At 69.0% G+C, this 22940-nt stretch carries 23 protein-coding genes; 9 read left to right on the forward strand and 14 right to left on the reverse strand.

The window, feature by feature from the left end; all coding sequences use genetic code 11:
* Positions 1–83 precede the first annotated feature (83 nt).
* Positions 84–1541 carry a menaquinone biosynthesis decarboxylase gene (locus ACFVXC_RS32640; protein WP_389912686.1) on the reverse strand — a complete coding sequence of 486 codons (1458 nt, stop codon included), beginning with the start codon at positions 1539–1541 and terminating at the stop codon, positions 84–86.
* Positions 1542–1630: 89 nt separating this feature from the next.
* Here ACFVXC_RS32640 and ACFVXC_RS32645 point away from each other — a divergent pair, with 89 nt between their 5' ends.
* A complete protein-coding gene (locus ACFVXC_RS32645) occupies positions 1631–1966 on the forward strand; it encodes a PLDc N-terminal domain-containing protein (RefSeq protein WP_389912689.1) in 336 nt (111 codons plus the stop codon).
* Between the two features lie 2 nt (positions 1967–1968).
* Positions 1969–2883, forward strand: a complete 915-nt coding sequence (locus ACFVXC_RS32650) for a LysR family transcriptional regulator (RefSeq protein ID WP_389912824.1) — start codon at positions 1969–1971, stop codon at positions 2881–2883.
* Here the strand turns inward: ACFVXC_RS32650 and ACFVXC_RS32655 are convergent.
* Both ACFVXC_RS32655 and ACFVXC_RS32660 read right to left on the reverse strand, forming a co-directional pair.
* Positions 2825–3742 (reverse strand): DMT family transporter, encoded by a 918-nt coding sequence (locus ACFVXC_RS32655; RefSeq protein WP_389912827.1) that lies wholly within the window; start codon positions 3740–3742, stop codon positions 2825–2827. The genes ACFVXC_RS32650 and ACFVXC_RS32655 overlap by 59 nt on opposite strands.
* Before the next feature lie 110 nt (positions 3743–3852).
* Entirely contained in the window at positions 3853–4176 is a 324-nt protein-coding gene (locus ACFVXC_RS32660; RefSeq protein WP_389912692.1) for an ArsR/SmtB family transcription factor, read from the reverse strand.
* 121 nt (positions 4177–4297) lie between these two features.
* Here ACFVXC_RS32660 and ACFVXC_RS32665 point away from each other — a divergent pair, with 121 nt between their 5' ends.
* The gene (locus ACFVXC_RS32665; RefSeq protein ID WP_389912830.1) at positions 4298–5275 is read left to right on the forward strand and encodes a zinc-binding alcohol dehydrogenase family protein; all 978 of its coding nucleotides are present in this window, start codon (positions 4298–4300) and stop codon (positions 5273–5275) included.
* Between the two features lie 89 nt (positions 5276–5364).
* Here ACFVXC_RS32665 and ccsB read toward each other — a convergent pair whose 3' ends face one another.
* The 7 genes from ccsB to hemL all read right to left on the reverse strand — a co-directional run bounded on the left by ccsB (position 5365) and on the right by hemL (position 13250).
* Positions 5365–6471 carry a c-type cytochrome biogenesis protein CcsB gene (gene ccsB / locus ACFVXC_RS32670; RefSeq protein WP_389912695.1) on the reverse strand — a complete coding sequence of 369 codons (1107 nt, stop codon included), beginning with the start codon at positions 6469–6471 and terminating at the stop codon, positions 5365–5367.
* Positions 6468–8252 (reverse strand): cytochrome c biogenesis protein ResB, encoded by a 1785-nt coding sequence (locus ACFVXC_RS32675; RefSeq protein WP_389912698.1) that lies wholly within the window; start codon positions 8250–8252, stop codon positions 6468–6470. Before ACFVXC_RS32675 ends, ccsB begins: the two co-directional genes overlap by 4 nt.
* A 3-nt stretch (positions 8253–8255) precedes the next feature.
* On the reverse strand, positions 8256–8978 hold the full coding sequence (locus ACFVXC_RS32680) for a cytochrome c biogenesis CcdA family protein (protein WP_389912833.1): 723 nt from the start codon (positions 8976–8978) through the stop codon (positions 8256–8258).
* Positions 8979–9090: 112 nt separating this feature from the next.
* Entirely contained in the window at positions 9091–9720 is a 630-nt protein-coding gene (locus tag ACFVXC_RS32685; protein WP_389912701.1) for a TlpA family protein disulfide reductase, read from the reverse strand.
* 66 nt (positions 9721–9786) lie between these two features.
* A complete protein-coding gene (locus ACFVXC_RS32690) occupies positions 9787–11013 on the reverse strand; it encodes a hypothetical protein (protein ID WP_389912704.1) in 1227 nt (408 codons plus the stop codon).
* A 222-nt stretch (positions 11014–11235) separates the two neighbouring features.
* Complete coding sequence (locus tag ACFVXC_RS32695) at positions 11236–11919, reverse strand: histidine phosphatase family protein (RefSeq protein WP_389912707.1); 684 nt, start codon at positions 11917–11919, stop codon at positions 11236–11238.
* Positions 11916–13250, reverse strand: coding sequence for a glutamate-1-semialdehyde 2,1-aminomutase (gene hemL / locus ACFVXC_RS32700; RefSeq protein WP_389912710.1), 1335 nt, complete (start codon positions 13248–13250; stop codon positions 11916–11918). Before hemL ends, ACFVXC_RS32695 begins: the two co-directional genes overlap by 4 nt.
* 322 nt (positions 13251–13572) lie before the next feature.
* Between hemL and ACFVXC_RS32705 the strand changes: the two genes are divergently transcribed.
* Entirely contained in the window at positions 13573–14013 is a 441-nt protein-coding gene (locus ACFVXC_RS32705; RefSeq protein ID WP_371750165.1) for a hypothetical protein, read from the forward strand.
* A 21-nt stretch (positions 14014–14034) separates the two neighbouring features.
* Here ACFVXC_RS32705 and ACFVXC_RS32710 read toward each other — a convergent pair whose 3' ends face one another.
* From ACFVXC_RS32710 to ACFVXC_RS32720, 3 genes are all read right to left on the reverse strand, one after another.
* Complete coding sequence (locus tag ACFVXC_RS32710; RefSeq protein WP_389912713.1) at positions 14035–14628, reverse strand: FMN reductase; 594 nt, start codon at positions 14626–14628, stop codon at positions 14035–14037.
* Entirely contained in the window at positions 14625–15719 is a 1095-nt protein-coding gene (locus ACFVXC_RS32715) for an LLM class flavin-dependent oxidoreductase (protein ID WP_389912836.1), read from the reverse strand. The genes ACFVXC_RS32710 and ACFVXC_RS32715 overlap by 4 nt, the downstream gene beginning before the upstream one ends.
* A gap of 323 nt (positions 15720–16042) precedes the next feature.
* Complete coding sequence (locus ACFVXC_RS32720; RefSeq protein ID WP_389912716.1) at positions 16043–16657, reverse strand: TIGR03086 family metal-binding protein; 615 nt, start codon at positions 16655–16657, stop codon at positions 16043–16045.
* 79 nt (positions 16658–16736) lie between these two features.
* Here ACFVXC_RS32720 and ACFVXC_RS32725 point away from each other — a divergent pair, with 79 nt between their 5' ends.
* Positions 16737–17558: a DUF6597 domain-containing transcriptional factor gene (locus ACFVXC_RS32725; protein WP_389912718.1), complete on the forward strand. Its 822-nt coding sequence runs from the start codon at positions 16737–16739 to the stop codon at positions 17556–17558.
* 110 nt (positions 17559–17668) lie between these two features.
* Here the strand turns inward: ACFVXC_RS32725 and ACFVXC_RS32730 are convergent, their stop codons facing one another.
* Positions 17669–18178, reverse strand: coding sequence for a GNAT family N-acetyltransferase (locus ACFVXC_RS32730; protein ID WP_389912721.1), 510 nt, complete (start codon positions 18176–18178; stop codon positions 17669–17671).
* 109 nt (positions 18179–18287) lie between these two features.
* On the opposite strand from ACFVXC_RS32730, the gene ACFVXC_RS32735 reads away from it, so the two are divergent.
* The 4 genes from ACFVXC_RS32735 (at position 18288) to ACFVXC_RS32750 (ending at position 22895) form a co-directional block, all read left to right on the forward strand.
* Entirely contained in the window at positions 18288–18626 is a 339-nt protein-coding gene (locus tag ACFVXC_RS32735; protein WP_389912724.1) for a YnfA family protein, read from the forward strand.
* 58 nt (positions 18627–18684) lie between these two features.
* The gene (locus ACFVXC_RS32740) at positions 18685–19455 is read left to right on the forward strand and encodes an SDR family NAD(P)-dependent oxidoreductase (protein ID WP_389912726.1); all 771 of its coding nucleotides are present in this window, start codon (positions 18685–18687) and stop codon (positions 19453–19455) included.
* 127 nt (positions 19456–19582) lie between these two features.
* Positions 19583–20824, forward strand: coding sequence for an acetyl-CoA carboxylase biotin carboxylase subunit family protein (locus ACFVXC_RS32745; RefSeq protein WP_389912728.1), 1242 nt, complete (start codon positions 19583–19585; stop codon positions 20822–20824).
* A gap of 40 nt (positions 20825–20864) precedes the next feature.
* Positions 20865–22895 carry a hypothetical protein gene (locus ACFVXC_RS32750; protein ID WP_389912730.1) on the forward strand — a complete coding sequence of 677 codons (2031 nt, stop codon included), beginning with the start codon at positions 20865–20867 and terminating at the stop codon, positions 22893–22895.
* Positions 22896–22940: the final 45 nt, after the last annotated feature.

A 22940-nucleotide genomic window follows, 5' to 3' on the forward strand; every position in this document is an offset into this window, starting at 1 on the left:
CTAGAGCCCGCACTCCGGAGCATCCCCGCATGCGCGGGGAGGGCGCGAGCCCGCGCCACCTGTCGTCATTGTGGGTGCACACTTCACAGCCCGTACTCCTTCCAACGCTTCGTCACCCGTGCGTGTGTCTCCGGGTCGGACTCGACCATGTTCGGCCAGCCTCCGTCCCGCGTGTATCCCTCTTCTGGCAGCTTCTTCGTCGCGTCGATGCCCGCCTTGCCGCCCCAGAACTGCTGGTAGGAGGCGTGGTCGAGATGGTCGACGGGACCTTCGGCCACCGTCAGGTCGCGCGCGTAGTCGGTGTTGCCGAGCGCGCGCCAGGACACTTCGTGCAGGTCATGAACGTCGCAATCCTTGTCCACGACCACGATCAGTTTGGTCAGCGACATCATGTGGGCGCCCCAGATGGCGTGCATGACCTTCTGCGCGTGCTTCGGGTACTTCTTGTCGATCGAGACGATCGCGCAGTTGTGGAAGCCGCCGGACTCCGGCAGGTGGTAGTCCACGATGTCCGGGACGATCACCTTGAGCAGCGGCAGGAAGAAGCGCTCGGTGGCGCGGCCGAGCGGGCCGTCCTCCGTCGGCGGGCGGCCCACCACGATCGACTGGAGCAGCGGACGCTTCCGCATCGTCACGCAGTCGATCCTCAGGGCGGGGAACGGCTCCTGCGGCGTGTAGAAGCCGGTGTGGTCGCCGAAGGGACCCTCCGGCAGCATCTCGCCCGGCTCCAGCCAGCCCTCGATGACGACCTCGGCGTGCGCCGGGACCTGGAGCGGGACCGTCTTGCAGTCCACCATCTCCACGCGCTTGCCCTGGATGAACCCGGCCAGCATGTACTCGTCCATGTCACCGGGCAGCGGCGCCGTGGAGGCGTACGTGACGGCGGGCGGACAGCCGAAGGCGATCGCGACCGGCAGCTTCTCGCCCCTGCGGGCGGCCACCTGGTAGTGGTTGCGGCTGTCCTTGTGGATCTGCCAGTGCATGCCGATGGTGCGCTTGTCGTGGCGCTGGAGGCGGTACAGGCCGAGGTTGCGCACCCCGGTGTCCGGGTCCTTGGTGTGCGTCAGGCCCAGGTTGAAGAAGGAGCCGCCGTCCTCGGGCCAGGTGAAGAGCGCGGGCAGCCGCTCCAGGTCGACGTCGTCGCCGGTGAGGACGACCTCCTGCACGGGCGCGTTGTCGGACTTCACCTTCTTCGGCGGTACGTGCGTCATCGCGCCGAGCTTCCCGAAGGCCTCGCGCACACCGACGAAGCCGTGCGGCAGCTCCGGCTTGAGGAGACCGCCGATCTTCTCGCTGATCTCGCTGTACGACTTCAGGCCGAGCGCCTTCAGGAGGCGCCGGTCCGTCCCGTACACATTCATCGCAAGGGGCATCGCCGAGCCCTTGACGTTCTCGAAGAGGAGCGCGGGGCCGCCGGACTTCTGCACCCGGTCGGTGATCTCGCCGACCTCCAGGTACGGATCGACCTCGGCCTTGATGCGCTTGAGATCGCCCTCGCGCTCCAGTGCACGGAGCAGGGAGCGAAGATCGTCATAAGCCATGCGTTCCAGTATCGGTCACCGGCTACCCTGGCCCCATCACCGGGGGGACGCACGCTCCCCGCCGCCACCGCTTGGGGGATCGCGCCACCATGCTCAGGTATCTGCCGTTCCTTCTTGTCCTGGCCGTCTGGATCTACGCCTTCATCGATGTCCTGAACACTCCGGAGAAGGAGGTCAGGCATCTGCCGAAGGTGGCCTGGGTCTTCATCGTGCTGCTCTTCGGCGAGGTCCTGCTCGGCCCGGTCGCCTGGTTCGTCACGGGCAAGGTGCGCAAGGCACCTGCCGGTGGGAGTGGCCCGCGCGCCGGGCGCGGCGGACAGTGGGTGGCGCCGGACGACAATCCCGAGTTCCTGAAGTCCCTCAGGGACGAGGACCCGGATGACAAGAACGACGACAAGAAGCGGGACAAGGGCACGGAAGGCTGATGATGGAACTGCGGCTGCTCGTCACCTTCGAAAAAGTCGCGTCCGTACTCAGCTTCACGCAGGCCGCCGCCGAGCTGAAGTACGCCCAGTCAAGCGTCACCAGCCAGATCCGCTCCCTCGAGTCCTCGCTCGGCACCGAACTCTTCGACCGGCTCGGCAGCCGCATCCGCCTGACGGAGGCCGGTGAGCGCCTGCTCCCCTACGCCCGGCAGATCATCGAGCTGACGGACGAGGCGCGGTCCGCCGTCGTCGACGCCGATGAGCCGACGGGCGCGATCGCGGTCGGCACGATGGAGTCGCTGACCTCCTACCGCCTGCCCCCGCTGCTCGAACTCTTCCACCACCGCTACCCCAGGGTGCAGCTCTCCCTGCGCCCCACGCTGGGCGACGAGACCCGGCACGCGCTGCGGCAGGGGACGTACGACGTCGGGTTCCTGATGGAGCGGGAGACCGAGCACCCGGGGCTTGAGACCGAGGTCCTCGCCGAGGAGCCGCTGGTCCTGGTCTGCGCGCCGACGCATCCGCTGGCCGGGCACGGGGCGGACTCGCTCGGCACGGGTGATCTGGCGGCGGTGCAGCTGGTCGGGACGGAGCCGGGCTGCCCCTACCGGGATCTGTTCGAGGACGAGCTGCGGGCGCGGAACGGCGGCCCGCCGCCCTTCATGGAGTTCGGCACGATCGAGGCCACCAAGCGAGGTGTCGCCGGCGGCCTCGGGGTGGCGCTCCTTCCGCGGATGGCGGTGCGGGACGAGCTGACTTCGGGGGTGCTCGTCGCGTTGCCGTGGGAGCCGCCGTTCGTGCTGTACACGCAGCTCGCGTGGCGGTCGGGGAAGCGGCTGCCCGCTCATGTGCGGCTCTTCATCGAGCAGTCGGTACGGCTGGTGCGGGAGCAGGCAGCGGAGTCAGCGAACCCGTGACCACCTTCGGCGACCTGGCCCGGTTGACCTTGAGGCTCGCGAGGACGATCAGCGGGACGCCGAGGGCCTGGACGAGCCCGATGTGGTGCCCGTAGACGGCCCAGTCGGCGACCATCGCGACCGCCGGGTACGTGAAGGCGAGTACGGCGATCTTGGCGGTGGGCAGCTTCGCGTACGCCGCGTACATCAGGACGTACATCAGGCCGGTGTGGATGACGCCGAGCCCGACGAGCCAGCCCCATCCGGCGCCCGTTCCGCTCATCGCTCCGAAGTCGGAGAAGGGCAGCAGCAGCGGGATGCCGACGAGGACCTGGATCAGGGCGATGAGGTGGGGGCGTACGCCGGTGATGCGCTTGGTGACGAGCGTGGAGAGGCCGTAGAGCAGCGCGGCGATGAGCGCGAAGCCGATGCCGGTGAGCGAGCCGAGGTCGCCGGGGCGTACCCCGGAGACGAGGACGAGGCCGGCGAAAGCGGTGGCCAGCCACATGAGTTGATGCCTGGTCAGTCGCTCGCGGAAGATGACCGCGCTGAGCAGCACGAGCAGGAACGGCTGCGTGTGGTAGACGACGGTCGCGAGCGAGATCGAGGTGGCCTCGTACGCCTTGAAGAGGAACACCCAGTTGAAAACGATGAACGCGCCGCCGAGCGCGGCGAGTCCGAGCTTCTTCGGGGTGATGCCGTGGTCGCGGAAGTAGCCGCGGGCGAAGGCGTAGGCACCCAGGGCGAGCGCGCCGAAGAGCACCCGGAAGAACACGACGTTGAACGCCGACGCGCCGGATTCGACGACGAAGACACCGAGGGTGCCGGAGAGCATCATCGCGGCGGTGAGCTGGGCCGTGCCCTTGTTCTCTGCGGTCATGGAGGTCATGCCCAAGAAGCTACGAGTGGACGTGCGCCCTGGTCCACGAGCCAGTGGGGCACCCTGCCGATGGGGTCATCGGCAGGGGCGATGACCCCGGTCGTGGCGGACTAGTCGGGCCGCAGGGCCAGCGCGAGCAGCCCGGGGAAGCGTGCGTCGAACTCCTCCCGGCGGAGCCTGTTGACGCGGCGCGGCCCCTCGTCCCGCTGCTCGACGAGGCCCGCTCCCCTCAGCACCCCGAAGTGATGACTCAGTGCCGCCTTGCCGACGGGCACGTCGAAGCTGCCGCAGGAGCGGGTCCAGTCGCAGGACGACGCCAACTCCCGCACGAGTTCGATGCGTACGGGATCGGCGAGCGCGGTGAGCGCGGTCAGTACGGGCACCTCGTCCGGATGGACGTGCACCGGCGCCGCGCGGTGGTGAGTGTTCGCCACGGACGACCCTTCCCTTCCCTCACTCGACCCCTTGCAGAGTGTTCGATGAAAACCATACACTCCGGGTGTTCGCTTTCCATTGAACACTCGGACCACTCGAAGGGTGCCGGTCATGTCCACCATGCGCGCGATCCAGTTCCAGGAGTACGGCGGCCCCGAGGTCCTCAAGGCCGTCGACACCGGCACCCCCGAGCCGGGCCCCGGCCAGATCACCGTCGACGTCGCCTACACCGGAGTGAACTTCGCCGACCTCAAGGCCCGCGGCGAGGGCTACCGCGTGCCCTCGCTCCCCTACGTTCCCGGCCTCGAAGTCTCCGGTCATGTGCGGGCGATCGGCGCGGGCGCCGAGGGGTTCGAGGTCGGCCAGGAGGTCGCCGCGCTCACCGAGGGCGGCGCCTACGCGGAGGTCGCGGTCGCCGACGCCACGACGGTGTTCGCCCTGCCGGGCGGCGTGGACCTGCGCACGGCCGCCACCCTGCCCACGGTCCTGCCCACCGCGCACGCGCTGCTCCACGAAGTGGGCAGGCTGCGCGCGGGCGAGAGCGTCCTCGTACAGGGCGCGGCGGGCGGAATCGGCACGGTCGTGGGCCAGTTGGCGAAGGCGGGCGGCGCGGGCGCGGTCTACGGCGTGGTGTCGAGCGAGGCGAAGGCGAAGTACGCCCTGGAGCACGGGTACGACGAGGTCTTCGTCGGGGACGGCTTCGCCGCCGAGGCCCGCGCGGCCACCGGCGGACGTGGGGTGGACCTCGTCCTTGACCCGGTCGGCGGCGACACCTTGCGCGACGGACTCACCGCGCTCGCCGTCTTCGGGCGGCTCGTCTCCTTCGGCAACGCGAGCTCGGCGGAGCCTTGGCGGGTGGGTCAGCCCGAGCTGTACGGGACGGCGCTCGGCGTCTTCGGCTTCTCGATCCTCTCCCTCGCCAAGTCGGCACCGCAGGCCCTGCGGGACATCGCCGCACGGGCCTTCGCGAAGGTGGCCGACGGGACGGTGGAGCTGCCGGTCACGGCGGAGTTCGCGCTGGCGGACGCTTCCGAGGCCCATCGCTTGATGGGCGCGCGCACGAGCACGGGGAAGCTGCTGCTGCGGGTGGCGGGCTGATCGCTCAGGGGTGCCGTACGACGAAGGCCGGTTCCCGTGACCTGGGTCATGGGAACCGGCCTTCAGGCCGCGATGGCGTTAGGGGGGGGTCAGACGCCCGCGTACGAGTGCTTGCCGGTGACGAAGATGTTCACGCCGTAGTAGTTGAACAGCCAGCAGCCGAAGGCGATCAGGGCCAGGTAGGCGGCCTTGCGGCCCTTCCAGCCCGCCGTCGCGCGCGCGTGCAGGTAGCAGGCGAAGGCGACCCAGGTGATGAAGGACCAGACCTCCTTGGGGTCCCAGCCCCAGTAGCGGCCCCACGCGTCGCCGGCCCAGATCGCGCCCGCGATGATCGTGAACGTCCACAGCGGGAAGACCGCGGCGTTCACGCGGTAGCCGAACTTGTCGAGCGAGGCCGCGGCGGGCAGCCGCTCCATGACGGACGTGGCGAACCTGCCGGGCTGTCCGCCGCGCTCCAGCTTCGCCTCGTAGCTGTCCCGGAAGAGGTAGAGCACCGTGGCGACGCCACCGACGTAGAAGCACGCGCCGCAGAAGATCGCGGTGGAGACGTGGATCCACAGCCAGTACGAGTGCAGGGCGGGGACCAGCTGGTCGCTGGCGGTGTACAGGACGGTGACGGCGAGTCCGAGATCGAGGAGGACCGTGGTGACCAGCGGAAGGCCGAGCCAGTTGACGTTCTTCTTCAGCGCCATGAGCACGAGGTACACGCCGACGGCCATCGTGGAGAACGTCAGGTTGAACTCGTACATGTTGCCCCACGGCGCCCGCTGCACCGAGAGGGCGCGGGTGAGCACACCGCCGAACTCGACGAGGAACCCGAGCACGGTGAGGGACACGGCGATACGGCCGTAGAGGTCCCCCTTCTCGTCACCGGCCGCGGCGCCGGGTCCGTCCGGCACGTCGCGGCGTCCCGCGGCGGAGCGGGTGACGACCTTGGGGGCGGTCTGCGGCCGGTCGAGGACGGCGGTGCCGCCCTTCACCTTGGCGGTGACCGCGGGCGCCTTGACGGCGGCGTCGGTCCTCGCGGTGATCGCGGATGCCGTGCGGGCGACCTTGCTTCGGCTGCCGAGGATCCACTCCGCCATGTGCGCGAAGAAGGCAAGGAGATAGACGGCCATCGCGGAGTAGATCAGCACATTGCTGATGCTCGCGAGGTTCTCGTTCGGTTCGGCGGCGAGGGTGGTGGCGAGATTCACTTCTCAGCCCCTTCGGCAGGAACAACTTGGGGGGTGGAATCGGCATGTTCGAAACCGGCATGCCCGGCTTGGTCTGCTTCGGGCGCGCTCGGCGCCTTCTCATGGAGGTGCGCGGCGAGGCCGCCGAGTTCTTCGGGCAGCTTGGCGGACTCGCTGCGGCCGAGCCCGGCCATCTCGACGACGGTGACGCCGTCGGCGCCCCGGACGGCCCGCACCCACACGCGGCGGCGCTGGATGAACAGCGATCCGGCGAGGCCGACGATGGCGGAGATCGCTCCGACAAGGGCCCACATGCTGCCGGGCTGCTGAGAGACCTGGAAGGTCGCCCAGCGCTTGATGTCCTTGTCGAAGGTGATCGAGCCCGCGCCGTTCGGCAGCTTCATCGTCTCGCCGGGCCGCATCCGCTGTTTGAGCAGTTCGCCCTTGGAGTCCTTGAACTTGTCCATCTTGCTGGTGTCCAGCTGATAGACGTTCTGCGGAAGGCCGGAGTCCACACCGAGGCTCCCGTGGTACGCGGACAGCGCGAGCACGGGATTGTCCAGGGCGGGGAACTGGGAGAACATCTGGCCGTGGCCCTCGCCCGCGAACGTCGGCACGAAGAAGGCGTTGAAGCCGAGCTGTTCCTTCTTGCCGCTCTTGTCGCGGTAGCCGTCGAGGACCTTGACGGCGCCGGTGGCCGTGCCGTTGGAGTCGATCGGCAGGAGCGGCACGGACTGGGTGCTGACGACCTTGCCCTTTCCGTCGCGCACGGTGACGGTCGGCGCGTAGCCGTGGCCGATGAGGTAGACCTTCGAGCCGTCGACCTCAAGCGGCTTGTTGACCTCGATGGCCTTCTTCTTCTCGGGGCCGTCGACACCCTCGCTGTAGGTGACGTTCGCCCGGTAGGTGCGGGCCGTGCCCTTCTCGGGGCCCTTCCGCTCGAACGTCGAGTCGAAGCTGTCCAGCTTGAAGCTGAACGGTTCCAGGTCATCGGTGTTGAAGAGGTTGCCGGACTTGAAGTTGTCGTACTGGGTGAGGGTGTTGGAGAACCCGTCCCCCTGGACGATGAGCTTGCCGCCCTCGGACTTGAACAGGGCGCCGACGGCGAAGGCCACCAGGAGCACGATCAGCGAGATGTGGAAGAAGAGGTTGCCCGCCTCACGCAGGTAGCCCTTCTCCGCGGCGACGGACGCCCCCGCACCGCCCTTGGTCGTGAGGTCCGCGCGGAACCGACGGCCCTTGAGCAGGCCGAGGGCGGCCTCGTGGACCTGCTCGGGCTCGGCCCCGGTGCGCCACGTGGTGTAGGCGGGCAGCCGGTCGAGCCGTTTGGGCGCGCCCGGCGGGCGACCGCGCAGCTGGCCGACGAACTGCCAGGTGCGGGGCACGATGCAGCCGATGAGGGAGACGAAGAGAAGGATGTAGATCGCCGAGAACCACACGGAGCTGTAGACGTCGAACAGCTGGAACTTCTCGTAGAGCGGCCCGAGCGTGGTGTGGGCCTTCTTGAAGTCGGCGACCTTCAGCTCGTCGATGCTGGTCTGCGGGATCAGCGAGCCCGGGATCGCGCCGAGCGAGAGCAGCAGGAGGAGGAGCAGCGCGACCCGCATCGAGGTCAGCTGCCGCCACATCCAGCGCACCCAGCCGAAGGCCTCACGGCCCGCCCAGGCCAGCCAGCCCGCGGCACCGGGTGCGCGCTTTCCGCCGAAGGATCCGGGCATCGCCCGGTCCACGGGGGCGGTGGAGAGCTGGGAGCCCGCGGCGCCGAGCTCGTTCTGCTCTTCAGGGGTTTCGGTCTTGCTCATGGATCAGATCCCCACCGTGTAGCCGTTGGACCAGACCTGCATCTGCTGCAAGATGCTGTCCCAGACGCCGGTGACAAGCAGCAGTCCGGTCGCGATCATCATGATGCCGCCGATGCGCATGACCCAGACGTAATGCTTCTTGACCCAGCTGAACGCGCCGAGCGCCTTGCGGAAGGCGATCGCCGCGAGGATGAACGGGACTCCGAGTCCCAGGCAGTACGCGACGCTCAGTATGGCGCCGCGGCCCGCGCTCGCCTGATCGAGGGCCAGCGCGTTGACGGACGTGAGTGTCGGCCCGACGCAGGGCGCCCAGCCGACGGCGAACAGCGCGCCGAGTACCGGAGCGCCCGCGAGCCCGGCGGCGGGCTTCTTGTGGAAGCGGAACTCGCGCTGCGACAGCCACGGCATGAGCCCCATGAAGAAGATGCCGAGGACGATCATCAGCGCGCCGAGCACCTTGGTGATGACGTCCTGGTACTGCTGCAGGTTCTGCCCGGCGTAGCCGAAGAGCGCGCCCGTGGAGACGAAGACGGCGGTGAAGCCGAGCACGAAGAGCCCGGCCCCGGCGGTCATCCGCCCCCGCTTGGCCTCCGCGAGATCCGTGCCGCCGACCCCGGTGACGTAGGACAGATAGCCGGGCACGAGCGGCAGTACGCACGGCGAGAAGAAGGAGACGAGGCCGCCGAGCAGTGCGACGGGGAGCGCGAGGAGGAGCGCGCCGTTCATGACGGTCTGGTTCGCTTCGCCGACGGCGGCGATGGTCTGGTGCGCTTGGCCGACGGCGGCGATGCTCTGGTGCGCTTCGCCGACGGCGGCGAGAGTGGACATCACGGGGAGATCACTTCTCCGCGATCAGCGGGTCGATCATCTTGCGCAGGTTCTTCTCGCTGAGCGCCTGCTGCGAGCGGGCCGCGATCTTGCCCTCCCGGTCCAGGACGATCGTGGAGGGGATGTACTTCGGGTTCATCGTGCCCTTGGGGAAGCGCAGCATCAGCTTGCCCATCGGATCGTGCAGGCTCGGGTAGGAGATCTTCCACTCCTTCTCGAACGCGAGCGCCGGATCCTTCTGCGGGTCGCGGGTGTTGATCCCGACGAACTGCACGCTCTTGTACTTGGCGTCCCTGGAGACCTTCGAGAAGTTCGGCGCCTCGGCCCGGCAGGGCGAGCACCAGGAGCCCCAGACGTTCAGGACGACGATCTTGCCCTTGTAGGTGTCGACGTCGAGGTGCTTGCCCGTGAGGGTCTCCCCTTCGAGCTTCGGCCCGTCCTGGCGCTCGCCCTTGTCGGCGGTGGCGATGCCGTCGGAGCCGGTGACGAAGTTGGTGTTCCCGGAGCCGCCGGACGTGCCGCCCGAACTGCACGCCGACAGGGTCAGCGCGGCGACCGCGGCCCCAGCGCCCAGAAGGACGGTGCGGCTGCGGCTACGGCTGCGGTTCGTGCTGTGTGGGGCGCGGCAGGCGGCACTCATGTGAAAAGTTTCGCATGTCTGTTTCGGGGATCTTCCGCACCCCCCGGGGTTGCGGAAAGTCCCATTTCAGACGGCCTTTCCGAGTCCCTTCCAGCCGGCTGCGGGCGCCTGGCCGACCTCAAGACCTTGCAGGTCGGCGAGGACCTTCGGGTCCTGGACGTCGAGCCAGTCGACGAACTGCCTGAACGAGACGAGGCGTACGTCCTTCTTCCCCGCGATGTGCTTCAGGGCCTCCTCGACGGCGTCCATGTAGATGCCGCCGTTCCACTCCTCGAAGTGGTTGCCGATGAAGAACGGCGCGCGGTTGGACTCGTGGGCCCGCTTGAATCCGGCTATGTAGGACTCGGCGGCCTGCTTGCGCCAGCCCGGGTAGTTGGCCGGCGGCGCCTTCGTGGAGTTCTTCGACTGGTTGGCCAGGATGTTGTAGTCCATGGACAGGACCTCGAAGGTGTGGCCCGGGAACGGCATCGCCTGCAGCGGCAGGTCCCAGACGCCCATCTTCTTCTGGGGCCAGCGCTGACGGCCGCCGGGCGACGAGGCGTCGTAACGCCAGCCGAGCTTCTTCGCCGTCGGCAGCAGGTTGTCCTGTCCGAGGAGGCAGGGGGTGCGGCCGCCGACGAGTTCCTTGTCGTAGTCGAAAGGCAGCGACGGCAGATCGGTCCAGCCCGTATTCGTGCGCCATTCCTTGACGAACGAGATGGCCTGGTCGATTTCGCTCTGCCATTGTGCGGACGTCCAGTTGGCGACCGTGCCGCTGCCCGTGCAGAAGTGCCCGTTGAAGTGCGTGCCGATCTCATGGCCTTCGAGCCAGGCCTGCCGGACGTACTTCAGCGTCTCCTTGATGTGACCGTCGGTGAGATAACCGATGTCGGAGGCGCCGACTCCGTTGTTCGGCGGCTTGTAGAGACGCTTCTTGGATTCAGGGAGGAGATAGAGCCCGGAGAGGAAGAACGTCATCTTCGCGTCGTGGTCCTCGGCCAGCTTCAGGAAGCGCGGGAAGAGGCCGTTGCCGACCTCGCCCGCGCCGTCCCAGGAGAAGACGACGAACTGCGGGGGCGTCTCGCCGGGCTCCAGGGGCACGGGCTTGGCCGGCTGCTTCGGCTGCTTCCCCGTGTACGAGGTCGAACCGTCGCCGATCGGCTTCGCCGGACGCTTGCCCGCGCCCTTGCCCTTGTCCTGACCCGCGGAACCGCCCGAGCCACCGCTGCCGCCCGTGCCGCAGCCCGCGAGTCCCAAAGCAGCCGCGGACCCGACTCCGAGACCGAGCATTCCCCTGCGACTGATGTCGCGCATTCCATCCCCATTCGTCGTGCTCATCGTCCATGCACGATGGACGCCCCCTTAGAGGGCATGACGAACAATGGGGTTCCTGGCAACAGGCACATATTTAGCGCCTGTCACCAAGAGTGGACATTCAGTGGACATTCAGTCGCCGGGCAATTACTCGACGTCGACGACGAATCGGCCGACAGTGAGTCGACGACGAATCGAAGGCGCGCCCCGGACGGGATCGGGTTATGCGCCGAACGCCTTGGCCTTCCCCTTCACCGGCTTGGCGCCCGCGAGGAGATGCGCGGGGACGAGATCCCGCGCCGGTTCGGTGTACCCCACCGACACGATCTTGTCGCCGCGGTACGTGAACGATGTCAGCGAGGCGAGCGTGCACTGCCGCTTGCGCGGGTCGTGCCACAGGCGCCGCTTCTCCACGAAGCTCCGCACGATCCAGATCGGCAGCTGATGACTGACGCACACCGCTTCGTGCCCGCGGGCCGCGTCCTTCGCCGCGTCCAGGGCGCCCATCATCCGCACGACCTGCTCCACGTACGGCTCGCCCCAGGACGGCTTGAAGGGGTTGACCAGGTGCTTCCAGTTCTCCGGGTTCTTCAGGGCGCCGTCGCCGACGCCGAAGGTCTTGCCCTCGAAGACGTTGCCCGCCTCGATGAGCCGCCCGTCCGACGCCAGTTCGAGCCCGTACTCCTTGGCGATCGGCGTCGCCGTCTCCTGCGCGCGGTCGAGCGGCGATGCCACGACGTGCGTGATGTCACGCGGCGCGAGGTGCTCGGCGACCCGGTCGGCCATCTGCCTGCCGAGCTCGGAGAGGTGGTAGTCGGGAAGGCGCCCGTAGAGGATGCCCTCCGGGTTCTCCACCTCGCCGTGGCGCATCAGGTGGACGACGGTGAGCTCGCTGTCCGCACTCATGCGGTGGCCTCCGTGGATTCAGTGGCTTCGGCGGCGGCGCGCGCGGCACTCGGCAGGGCCGCGGCGATCCGCTCGATGGCCCGCTCGTCATGGGCGGTGGACACGAACCAGGACTCGAAGGCGGACGGCGGCAGATACACGCCCTGCGACAGCATCGAGTGGAAGAACGCGGTGAAGCGGAACGACTCCTGCGTCTTCGCGTCGTCGTAATCGCGCACTTCACGGTCGGTGAAGAAGACGGAGAACATGTTCGACGCGTTCTGCAGCCGGTGCGCGACGCCCTCCTTGGAGAGCGCCTCGGTGACCAGGCCGCGCAGCTGCTCCGAGACGGCGTCGACCTTCGCGTACGCCGCGTCGTCGAGCAGCCGCAGCTGCGCGAGGCCCGCGGCCGTCGCCACCGGGTTCCCGGACAGCGTGCCCGCCTGGTAGACGGGGCCGGTCGGGGCGAGGTGCTCCATGACGTCCGCACGGCCACCGAAAGCGGCGGCCGGGAAGCCGCCGCCCATGACCTTGCCGAAGGTCATCAGATCGGGCCGCACACCGTCGACGCCGAACCAGCCCGCCTTCGACGTACGGAAGCCGGTCATCACCTCGTCCGAGATGTACAGCGCGCCGTTCTCCCGGCACAGGTCGGCGAGCCCCTGGTTGAAGCCCTCAAGCGGCGGAACGATGCCCATGTTGCCCGGCGACGCCTCGGTGATGACGCACGCGACCTCACCGGCGTTCGCGGCGAACGCGGCACGCACGGCGTCGAGGTCGTTGTACGGGACGACGATCGTGTCGCCCGCCTGGGCGCCGGTGACGCCCGGGGTGTCGGGGAGCCCGAAGGTGGCGAGACCGGAGCCTGCCGCGGCGAGCAGCGCGTCCACGTGACCGTGGTAGCACCCGGCGAACTTGATGATCTTCGCGCGGCCGGTGAACCCGCGCGCGAGACGGATCGCGGACATCGTCGCCTCGGTGCCGCTGGACACGAGCCGCACCTGCTCGACGGGCGCGATGCGCGCGACGATCTCCTCGGCGAGCGCGACCTCGCCCTCGCCGGGCGTGCCGAAGGACGTGCCGCGGGCGACGGCCTCCTGGACGGCCGCGATCACATCGGGGTGGGAGTGGCCGAGGATCATCGGCCCCCACGAGCAGACGAGGTCGACGTACTCACGGCCGTCGGCGTCCGTCAGGTACGGACCGGTACCGGACACCATGAAGCGGGGCGTACCGCCCACAGCGCGGAAAGCGCGCACGGGAGAGTTCACACCGCCGGGTGTCACGGCCGCCGCACGGTCGAAGAGAGTCTGCGAAACTGGGGCGCTATACGGGAAGCTCACATGAACCATGGTGTCAGAGGCTTCGGACATCCTGCGGACAGGTGTTTCACTCCACGTTTTAGCCGGTGACCGTGGGGGAGGTCACTGACACGATGATCGGGTTGCGCGGCGGGGGCCGCTAGGCCTAGAAAAGCAGGGGCGGGCGCCCTGGGAAAAGCAGTCGGGTGGAGATATGCATCGCGGTGGCGGACTGGGCGAGGGGACCGACGGCCTGGGTCCGCGGCGTGCCCGGCGGATCGGCAAGCACCGGCGCGAGGCGGAAGCGGCCGAGGCGGCGGCTCTGGCACGGGGCGAGACGGAGCAGGACCGGGCGGGAACCAGGAGTGGCCGGGTGGGCGGGGTGACCTACAAGTACTTCGGAGCCCCGGACGGCGCGACCGCCGCCCGAGTGCCCATCTCGATGCGCCCTGAAGAGCTCGGCGGTGACGAGCTCGGCATGAACGGCATGTTCACGAAGATCAAGCCGGAGACGGTGGCCGCGATGGTCCTGACCGGCATCGAGGGCATACCCCTGTCCAAGGTGCCCCCGCTCGAACTGGTCGTCCTGCACCCCGACTACGCCGTGGTGAAGCTCCCCATGACGGTCGTCGATCCGCTGCGCGGCATCGGCGAGGAGTCGGTCGGCGCCGCGGCGTTCATCTGGTCCACGGTCCCCGACCGCGGCGGCCCGCGCGACGCGTTCAACGTCTACCAACTGCTGCACGAATGGCAGGACTTCAGCCACCGGCTGCATGACGCGGGGCATCAGGCGTACTGCCTGGTGTGGCCGTGACCCGAAGCCCCGCGTACGGATCTACTGCGGCCGCAGCGCCGCCAGTTGCTGCTCGAAGGGGATCAGCTCCTCGATCAGCCCCTCGTCCGGCACCGGCGCGGGCCGCATGAGTCCGGCCAGTTCGGCCGCGCCCCTCTCGACGCGCTCGTCCAGGCCGTCCGCGCCCCAGTCCTCGGACGCCGCGTACACGGCCGTCGGTACGACCACCGCCCGCAGATAGGCGAACAGCGGGCGCATCGCGTGTTCCAGGACCAGTGAATGCCGTGCGGTGCCGCCGGTCGCCGCGATCAGGACCGGCGTACCGGCGATCGCGTCCTTGTCCAGAACGGTCAGCACGTCGAAGAACGACTTGAACAGTCCGCTGTACGACGCGGAGAAGACCGGCGTGACGACGATCAGGCCGTCCGCGCTCTTCACCGCTTGTGCCGCCGCGCTCAGCTCGGGACCCAGGAATCCGGTGACGTAGTTGTGCGCGATCTCCACGGCCAGGTCGCGGAGTTCGACGACCTGGATCTCCACGTCGGTGTGGCGTCCGGTGGCCGCCGCGAGACGGTCGGCGAGGAGACGGGTGGAGGAGGGGACGCTCAGCCCCGCGGAGACGACGACGAGCTTCATGCGGTGACTCCCTTCTCGCTCTGGAGGGCCGACACGCGTGCGGCGTGGGTGGGTGCGTCCGGGACTGTCGCCGGGCGGTTCTTGGCGAACTCCTCGCGCAGGACCGGGACGACCTCCTCGCCGAGGATGTCCAGCTGCTCCAGGACGGTCTTGAGGGGCAGGCCCGCGTGGTCCATCAGGAACAGCTGCCGCTGGTAGTCGCCGACGCTGTCGCGGAAGGTCAGCGTCCGGTCGATCACCTGCTGCGGGGAGCCGACGGTCAGCGGCGTCTGTGACGTGAACTCCTCAAGCGAGGGCCCGTGCCCGTAGACGGGCGCGTTGTCGAAGTACGGCCTGAACTCCTTCACCGCGTCCTGGGAGTTCTTCCGCATGAACACCTGGCCGCCGAGCCCGACGATCGCCTGCTCCTCGGTGCCGTGCCCGTAGTGCGCGAACCGGCGGCGGTAGAGGTCGACCATCTTCTTGGTGTGCTCCTGCGGCCAGAAGATGTTGTTGTGGAAGAAGCCGTCTCCGTAGTACGCGGCCTGTTCGGCGATCTCCGGGGAGCGGATGGAGCCGTGCCAGACGAAGGGCGCGACGCCGTCGAGCGGGCGGGGCGTCGAGGTGAACGACTGCAGGGGCGTACGGAACTTGCCCTCCCAGGTCACGACGTCCTCGCGCCACAGACGGTGGAGGAGTGCGTAGTTCTCGACGGCGAGGTTGATGCCCTCCCGGATGTCCTTGCCGAACCACGGGTACACCGGGCCCGTGTTGCCACGGCCCATCATCACGTCGGCCCGGCCGCCGGCCAGGTGCTGGAGCATGGCGAAGTCCTCGGCGATCTTCACCGGGTCGTTCGTCGTGATGAGGGTGGTGGAGGTGGAGAGGATCAGGTTCTCGGTGCGGGCGGCGATGTAGCCGAGCATCGTGGTGGGAGAGGAGGGGACGAACGGCGGGTTGTGGTGCTCGCCGGTCGCGAAGACGTCGAGCCCGACCTCCTCGGCCTTCAGCGCGATGGCCACCATGGCCTTGATGCGCTCGTGCTCGGTGGGGGTGCGGCCCGTGGTGGGGTCCGGCGTCACGTCGCCGACGCTGAAGATCCCGAACTGCATGCCGGATCCGGACTGCATGACTGACTCACTCTCCGCAGGTTGTTGACGCTTCAACTATACCTACGGAACGGTGGAGTGCCAGGGGGTATTCCCCGGGTGGCTTCGGGCCTGATCTCGGGCCTGATCTTCGGGCCTGATCTCGGGCCTGATCTTCGGGCCTGATCTCGGGCCTGATCTTCGGGCCTGATCTCGGGCCTGATCTTCGGGCCTGATCTCGGGCCTGATCTTCGGGCGTGGCCTTCGGGCGTGGCCTTCGGGCCAGACCTTCGGGCCTGGCCGCGGAGGGATCCGACGGGACGGGCGGACAGGGTCGACAGGGTCCTCTACGGCGTCCAGCGGGGGTCGCGCCCCGTCTCGGCCAGGAGCCGCTCCAGCTCACCGGCCCCCTCGGGCACGGCGACCGGCTCCCCGAAGACGCCCATCTTCCGGGCCGTCGGGCCCAGGCCCGCGACCGATTCCCGCAGTACGGCGACCACGCCACTGCTCTCGGGGGCGGCCTCGTACTTCTGACCCGTCGCGCGGGCCAGATCCCAGGCGTGCACCGTCAGGTCGAGCAGCACCATGCAGGCGACGGTCCTCGCGGGCATGTCCATCGCGCCCGTGGTGCCCTCTTCGGCGCCGGGCGCGGACCAGGCGGCGACCAGCTTTCCGGCCTCGTCGGCGAAAAGGTCGCGCCAGTCGGGGTTCCCGGCCACGAGATCAGGAGCTTCGGCACCGAACTCGGAGTTCTGCTTGGCGGCCAGCGCCTGGAACTGGACGATCACCTGAAGGAGGTGGTTGACCAGGGCCTTCACGTCGTATTCGACACAGGGTGTGGGGGCGGCGAGGCGGTCGTCGGGGATGGCGCGGACCACCGGGACGGCGTGGGCCGTGGCCACCTTCAGGAGATCGGCGATGCTGTTCCCGGTCACATCATTCGTGTCAGTCGTGTCAGTCATGACGTGACGGTAAGGCGGCGGAGGCTCCCGCGGCTTGAAGAAACGCGACACGGGTGACACCCCGGCATACGATCCAGCCATGGCCGACGCCTCCGCCCCGCGCAGCGACACCAAGGGCATCGTCGACGCCGCCGGACTCTTCGCCCGCGTACGCTTCCGCCGCCTCGCGCCGGGCACCGCCTCCCTACGTCCCTACGTGGAGCAGTACTGGCTGATCGACTGGGACCTGACCGAGCCGTACGCCTCGCACATCGTGCCGCACCCGTCCGTGAACGTCGTCTTCCAGACACTCCACGGGCAGGAGCCCTTCGCCGAGGTCGCGGGGGTCGGGCTCGGCCTCTTCACGCAGAAGCTGGAGGGACGGGGGCGGGCGTGCGGGGTGAAGTTCCGGCCGGGCGGATTCCGGCCGTTCGCCCCGTCGGAGCCGGTGTCCGCGTGGACGGGGCGGCGGCTGCTGCCGCTGGACGTGGTCTTCGGGGAGGTCCCCGAGGGTGCGCTCGACGCGGTGCTCTCCCCCGACGAGGAGCACGCGCGCGTGGCGGCGCTCGACTCCTTCCTGCTGAGCGTCGGGCCCGCGCCCGATCCACAGGCGGACCTCGCCATGGCCCTCGCCGAACGCATCCGCGCGGACCGCGGGATCCGCCGGGTCGGCCCCTTCGCGGCGGCGGAGGGCATGTCGGTACGGGCGCTGCAACGGCTCTTCTCGGCGTACGTGGGCGTAGGCCCGAAGTGGCTGATCCTGCGCCACCGGATCCACGAGGCGCTGGACCGGGCGCAGAGGGACACGGAGGTGGACTGGGCGGACCTGGCCGCGACGCTGGGCTACGCCGACCAGGCCCACCTGATCAGGGACTTCACGGCGACGGTGGGGGTGCCCCCTACGGCCTACTCTCCGCGCTGAGGCTCAGGGCTGGCTCAGGGCTGATGAGGCTCAGGACTGGCTCAGGACTGGCTCAGGGCTGGCTCAGGACTGGCTCAGGGCTGGCTCAGGGCTGAGGCTTAGGTCGACGCTCAGGCCGCACTCAGGTCCACGCTCCAGTCGTTGCACCGCATCCAGTGCCCCTTCGGATACTCGAAGTCGTGCTCGCCCCCCGGCGTGAACCCGGCTTTCCGGCACACCCCGTTGGAAGCCGCGTGGTCCGCCGAGGGGAAGGCGTGCAGTTGCCGGTGCCGATCGGCGGCCCGAGCCTCCCGCACCACAAGGCGCGCGGCCGTCGCCGCGATGCCCCGCCCCTGGAACCAGGGCAACACGCTCCACCCCGTCTCCCACGCGGGCTCTCCCCGCCAGATCGTCTCCCAGTACCCGATGGCCCCGACGGCGTCACCGTCGAGCACTATCCGGAACATGCGCCCCCGCTCCTCAAGGTCCAGATAGCGGCGATGCCGGGACACCAACTGCTCGTGCGTCTCGGGGCCGCCCAGGTGCGCGGTCATCTCGGCGGAGTTGCAGGCGACCAACAGCTCGAAGTCGTCCTCCGACCAGGGAACCAGACTCGGACCGACCAGCGGCGATCTCTCCATGCCCGCCACGGTACGGCGAGGGTCTGACAACGGGCCCGGGGAAGGGCGGGAGAACCGCCCGGGGCCCGCCGCCTCCGGCACCCGCCCGGGTCCGTGCCACGATCTACGCATGCTCGCCGTCGCCCGCTCCGTAGCCCTCTTCGTCGTAGCCGCACTCTTCGAGATCGGCGGCGCCTGGCTCGTCTGGCAAGGCGTGCGCGAACACAAGGGCTGGGCCTGGATCGGCGCGGGCGTCATCGCCCTCGGCATCTACGGCTTCGTGGCCACGCTCCAGCCCGACGCCGAGTTCGGCCGCATCCTCGCCGCGTACGGCGGGGTCTTCGTCGCCGGCTCGATCGCCTGGGGCATGGTCGCCGACGGCTACCGGCCGGACCGCTGGGACGTGACAGGGGCGCTGATCTGCCTCGCCGGAATGGCGGTCATCATGTACGCGCCACGAACTCGCTAGGCAGGCGACCTATCCTGGCGGAACAGGCCAGGAACGTACGCACGTCCAAGGAGCAACCATGACCGCCGCGCCCGCCGCCACCCGCATCGCGATCGTCACCGGCGCGAGCAGCGGCATCGGCGCCGCCACCGCGCGCGGACTCGCGGCCGCCGGCTACCGCGTCGTCCTCACCGCCCGCCGCAAGGACCGCATCGAGGCCCTCGCCGCCGAGATCACGGCCGCCGGACACGACGCGATGGCGTACGCGCTCGACATCACCGACCGCACGGCCGTGGACGAGTTCGCCACCGCCTTCCGCAAGGTCGCCGTCCTGGTCAACAACGCGGGCGGCGCGCTCGGCGCCGACACCATCGCCACCGGCGACCCCGACGACTGGCGCCAGATGTACGAGACGAACGTCATCGGCACCCTGAACGTCACCCAGGCCCTGCTCCCCGCGCTCACCGAGAGCGGCGACGGCACCGTCGTGGTCCTCTCCTCCACGGCCGGGCACGGCACGTACGAGGGCGGCGGCGGCTACGTGGCCGCCAAGCACGCCGAGCACGTCCTCGCCGAGACCCTGCGCCTGGAGATCGTCGGCACCCCGGTCCGCGTCATCGAGGTCGCCCCCGGCATGGTCAAGACGGAGGAGTTCGCCACGACCCGCTTCGGCGGCGACACGGAGAAGGCCGCGAAGGTCTACGCGGGCGTGGCCGCCCCCCTCACGGCCGACGACGTGGCGGACACGATCACCTGGGCGGTGACCCGCCCGCCCCACGTGAACATCGACCTCCTGGTGGTCCGCCCCCGCGCCCAGGCCTCGAACACGAAGGTCCACAGGGAACTCTGACGCCGGAGCCCGCAGGCGGGAATGAGGTGCTCCCGCGCGGGCAGGGGGTGCTTGCGCGGCAGTTCGCCGGGCACGGTCGTGCCAGTCACGCCGTCGATGGGCGCTCGCGCCGAAGGAGAAGCGGCCTATGACACAGGGCGAACCTGCCACCAAGAACCCGGACAAAGGCTATGTAGCGCTTCTTGGCTGGAGTCTCAATGCGGTGGAAGCCCTCGATCGATTCGACCGGCGATACGTCGTCGTGGCCCCGGAGTGGGCCGAAAAGTACTGCGTCGAGCACGACATCCCCTACGTGCCATGGGATTTCGAACGGCTCAACGACCGCTCCGTGGAGATCGCCGAGACCCTCCGGGACGAGGGTGTCGACGTCGCGATCCCGCTGTACGAGGAAACGGTCGAATGGGCAGGGGCGATCAACTCCGTCCTCCTCGGCAACCCGCGGCTGTACGGCCAGGCCCTGCTGCTGCGGGACAAGGCGCTGATGAAGCGCCGCGCGCAACTCGGCGGCATCCGGGTCGGAATCTTCGAGGAAGCCCACGACCGGGACGACGTGACCCGCTTCCTCAAGCGCGTCAACCAGACCCTGCTCAAGCTGGACGGCGACCCGAACGACCCGATCCATCTCAAGGCGTTCGACAAGGCAGGCTGCCTCGGGCACCGCGTCATCCGCACCCCGGACGAGGTCGACACGATTCCGGACGAGGAATTCCCGGTCCTCATGGAATCCCATCTCGACGGCTGGGAGTTCGCGGTCGAGGCGTGGGTACACAACGGGAAGATCAAGTTCCTCAACATCTCCGAATACGTCACGCTCGGATATTCGGTGTTCGTGCCCGCGACCCCGGAACTGGAGCGTTACCGCCCGCAGATCACGGCGCAGATCGAGAAGCTCATCAAGACGTTCGACATCGAGTTCGGCTTCGTGCACCCGGAGTATTTCGTCACCAGCGACGGCGAGATGTACTTCGGCGAGGTCGCCTACCGGCCGCCGGGCTTCAAGGTGTTCGAGCTGCTTGAACGGGCATACGGCTTCAACGCCTACCATGCGCTGGTGCTGGCGTTCGACCCGAAGACGACCGAGGAGGAGATCGATGCCTTCTTCCCGCGCGAGGTCGTCGACGCGTCCGGGGTCGCCGGCTGCTTCGGTGTCTACCCGCGCCGCCGCGTCGTCAGCGAGCTCGAGATCCCGGAGGAGACCGAGGACGACGACTACTACGAGTCGCACGACCTCTCGACGCCGCTCGAGGAGACTGTCACCAAGAGGACCGCGTTCGGCACCCACTGGGGCCTGGTGTACTTCTTCGGTGATGACCCCTACCGGATGCGCGACCTGTTGAAGAGGCAGGAAGAGCTCGACTTCTACGTCTGACGACACCGTGGACGCAGGAGGCCAACCCGAGGGAAACCCTTTGAAACCGACCGTCGACGTCAGCAGTGAGGCCACGACGCTGGACAAGCGCGTGTCCTCGCTCGACGACGCCATCCAGGCCATGGCCGAAACCCGCGACTTCGGCAAGCACACGAAGCTGCGGCGGGTCCTGGAAGCATTGCGACGGGTGCTCACGCAGCCGGGCGGCGCCGCGGCGGTCCAGGCCAGGGCGCGGGCCATCGAGGAGGCCGGGCTCTTCCTGGGGACGGACTGGGCGTCACCGGAGATCCTTCTCCCGGCGCTGGTCAGCGGGAGCCTGCACAGCTCGGACGCGGACACCGTCGTCATGGAGGCGACCAGCGAGCTGCGGATGCTCGCCATCGCCCGCGGCGACTTCGCGCACCCGACGCTGCCCGCCGATGACGCCCGCCAGTTCCTGTCCCAGGTACTGGCGACCAACCTGGAGCTGCTGTTCAGCTCGCCCGGCGAGGCGGAGCGAGTCCAGCAGGGCCGGACCGCACAGCTCGTCCGGGACCTGTTCCGCCACCTCGCCGACGAGATCGGTTTCGACAGCGTCCTGGACGACCTGGTCGACGAGATCTGGCGGATCCTGCGCCAGCGTCCGATCCAGGTCGATGCGGTGCAGTCCCTGATCACCCGGATCTCGGTCTACCGCAGCGACCCGGACGTCGCTCTCGGCGTGTCGTCGGGGCAGGGCATCGACCGGCTCATCACCGGCCTGTTCGGGACCACCGAGGCGTGCCGGGACGACCCGGGCATCGACGTCTTCCGCTCCCGGCTCGAGGCGATGGACTCCGGCGGCCTTCAGTACGAGGCGGCGGGGTTCGCGCGGGCGATGCACGACACCGGCCTGGTCTCCCCGTACCACGCGGAGCTGCTCCGGTTCCTCCTGCGCGAGAGCGACTACCTCGTCGGTGAGGCGCTCGGCCTCTCCGACACCGGCCGGAACTGCCTGCTGCGCTTCAGCCAACTGGTGCACCGGCTGATCGAGGTGGCCGTCCACCCGCAGACCGCGCAGAGCGTCTACGGGCTCGCGCTGCTGCTCGACCGCGGCATCCTCTACGAGCCGCCGGTGGTGCCCGCGCTGTGGCGCCAGCTGTCGCTTGAGCTCTCCCCGGTCGCGCGGGAGCGGCTGACGACGGTTTTCGGCGACGTACCGGGGCCGCGGGCGCGGCTTGTCGCGGGAGTGCTCTCGATGCTGGGCCAGCCGCTCGGCGTCGGTCAGGGCGACAACCCCACCTGCCAGTCGGCCCGCGCCCTTTCGATGTGGTCCTACAACGACCCGGACTATCTGCTGCAGATGGTGGTCTGGGCGGCCCGCGACGACGAGATCCTCATGCACTTCGAGGGTCAGCCGATCTCGTCGAAGGACAGCGTGTCCGGAGTGGCGAGCACCCTGCCGATGGACCTGGACCCCGTGTCGCTGCTCGTGGTGCCCCACCTCGACCGGATCTACGCCGAGATGGGGCGGCACTGCGCCGCGCGGCCGGGGGACCCGCACCGGTGGATCAACCCCGAGTTCCACGGCTGGTGGGCGTGCCGCGGATTTCACATCAACGTCGACGTCGCGACCGGGAACCTGGTCGACCTCGACGAGTTCCTGCGGCAGTTCCACGCCGGCTACCACCCCTCCTACAACGGCGGGCAGCCGCTGATCCATCCGCAGCCGGCCGGCGTCGCCGTCACCGACAGCGCGGCCCGCTACGTCGGCTGGCACGCGATCACGATCCTGCGGGCCGCGCCGGATCCGCAGGACGTCATGCGGGTGTACTTCTTCAACCCGAACAACGACAGCGGCCAGGACTGGGGCGACGGCGTCGTCGTCTCCACCGCGGGCAACGGCGAGCGGTTCGGCGAGGCCTCACTGCCGTTCGACCAGTTCGCCTCGCGGCTCTACATCTTCCACGCCGACCCGCTGGAGCACGGCGAACCGGAGCGGGTGCCCGCCGAGGACGTCGCGCGGATCATCGGCTACATCGAGCGCAGCTGGGGCAACGACCGGCTGCCCGCCGGGACGCTGCAAGCCCTCGAAAGGCCCTCGGCCCTGTGAGCCCGGTACCCCGGATGTAGATCGTGACCGCCGTGTCCGGGCGGG

Origin of the sequence: Streptomyces sp. NPDC058257 (assembly GCF_042881845.1) — a bacterium.
GTDB lineage: Bacteria > Actinomycetota > Actinomycetes > Streptomycetales > Streptomycetaceae > Streptomyces.

Coding starts and splice junctions, on each gene's coding strand:
- ACFVXC_RS32655 (WP_389912827.1), bottom strand. CDS start 3,742: ATGACCGCAGAGAACAAGGGCACGGCCCAGCTCACCGCCGCGATGATG.
- ACFVXC_RS32745 (WP_389912728.1), top strand. CDS start 19,583: ATGACACAGGGCGAACCTGCCACCAAGAACCCGGACAAAGGCTATGTA.
- ACFVXC_RS32685 (WP_389912701.1), bottom strand. CDS start 9,720: ATGAGTGCCGCCTGCCGCGCCCCACACAGCACGAACCGCAGCCGTAGC.
- ACFVXC_RS32720 (WP_389912716.1), bottom strand. CDS start 16,657: ATGACTGACACGACTGACACGAATGATGTGACCGGGAACAGCATCGCC.
- ACFVXC_RS32730 (WP_389912721.1), bottom strand. CDS start 18,178: ATGGAGAGATCGCCGCTGGTCGGTCCGAGTCTGGTTCCCTGGTCGGAG.
- ACFVXC_RS32650 (WP_389912824.1), top strand. CDS start 1,969: ATGGAACTGCGGCTGCTCGTCACCTTCGAAAAAGTCGCGTCCGTACTC.
- ACFVXC_RS32690 (WP_389912704.1), bottom strand. CDS start 11,013: ATGCGCGACATCAGTCGCAGGGGAATGCTCGGTCTCGGAGTCGGGTCC.
- ACFVXC_RS32695 (WP_389912707.1), bottom strand. CDS start 11,919: ATGAGTGCGGACAGCGAGCTCACCGTCGTCCACCTGATGCGCCACGGC.
- ACFVXC_RS32645 (WP_389912689.1), top strand. CDS start 1,631: ATGCTCAGGTATCTGCCGTTCCTTCTTGTCCTGGCCGTCTGGATCTAC.
- ACFVXC_RS32715 (WP_389912836.1), bottom strand. CDS start 15,719: ATGCAGTTCGGGATCTTCAGCGTCGGCGACGTGACGCCGGACCCCACC.
- ACFVXC_RS32710 (WP_389912713.1), bottom strand. CDS start 14,628: ATGAAGCTCGTCGTCGTCTCCGCGGGGCTGAGCGTCCCCTCCTCCACC.
- ACFVXC_RS32740 (WP_389912726.1), top strand. CDS start 18,685: ATGACCGCCGCGCCCGCCGCCACCCGCATCGCGATCGTCACCGGCGCG.
- ACFVXC_RS32640 (WP_389912686.1), bottom strand. CDS start 1,541: ATGGCTTATGACGATCTTCGCTCCCTGCTCCGTGCACTGGAGCGCGAG.
- ACFVXC_RS32725 (WP_389912718.1), top strand. CDS start 16,737: ATGGCCGACGCCTCCGCCCCGCGCAGCGACACCAAGGGCATCGTCGAC.
- hemL (WP_389912710.1), bottom strand. CDS start 13,250: ATGGTTCATGTGAGCTTCCCGTATAGCGCCCCAGTTTCGCAGACTCTC.
- ACFVXC_RS32665 (WP_389912830.1), top strand. CDS start 4,298: ATGCGCGCGATCCAGTTCCAGGAGTACGGCGGCCCCGAGGTCCTCAAG.
- ACFVXC_RS32675 (WP_389912698.1), bottom strand. CDS start 8,252: ATGAGCAAGACCGAAACCCCTGAAGAGCAGAACGAGCTCGGCGCCGCG.
- ACFVXC_RS32680 (WP_389912833.1), bottom strand. CDS start 8,978: ATGAACGGCGCGCTCCTCCTCGCGCTCCCCGTCGCACTGCTCGGCGGC.
- ACFVXC_RS32735 (WP_389912724.1), top strand. CDS start 18,288: ATGCTCGCCGTCGCCCGCTCCGTAGCCCTCTTCGTCGTAGCCGCACTC.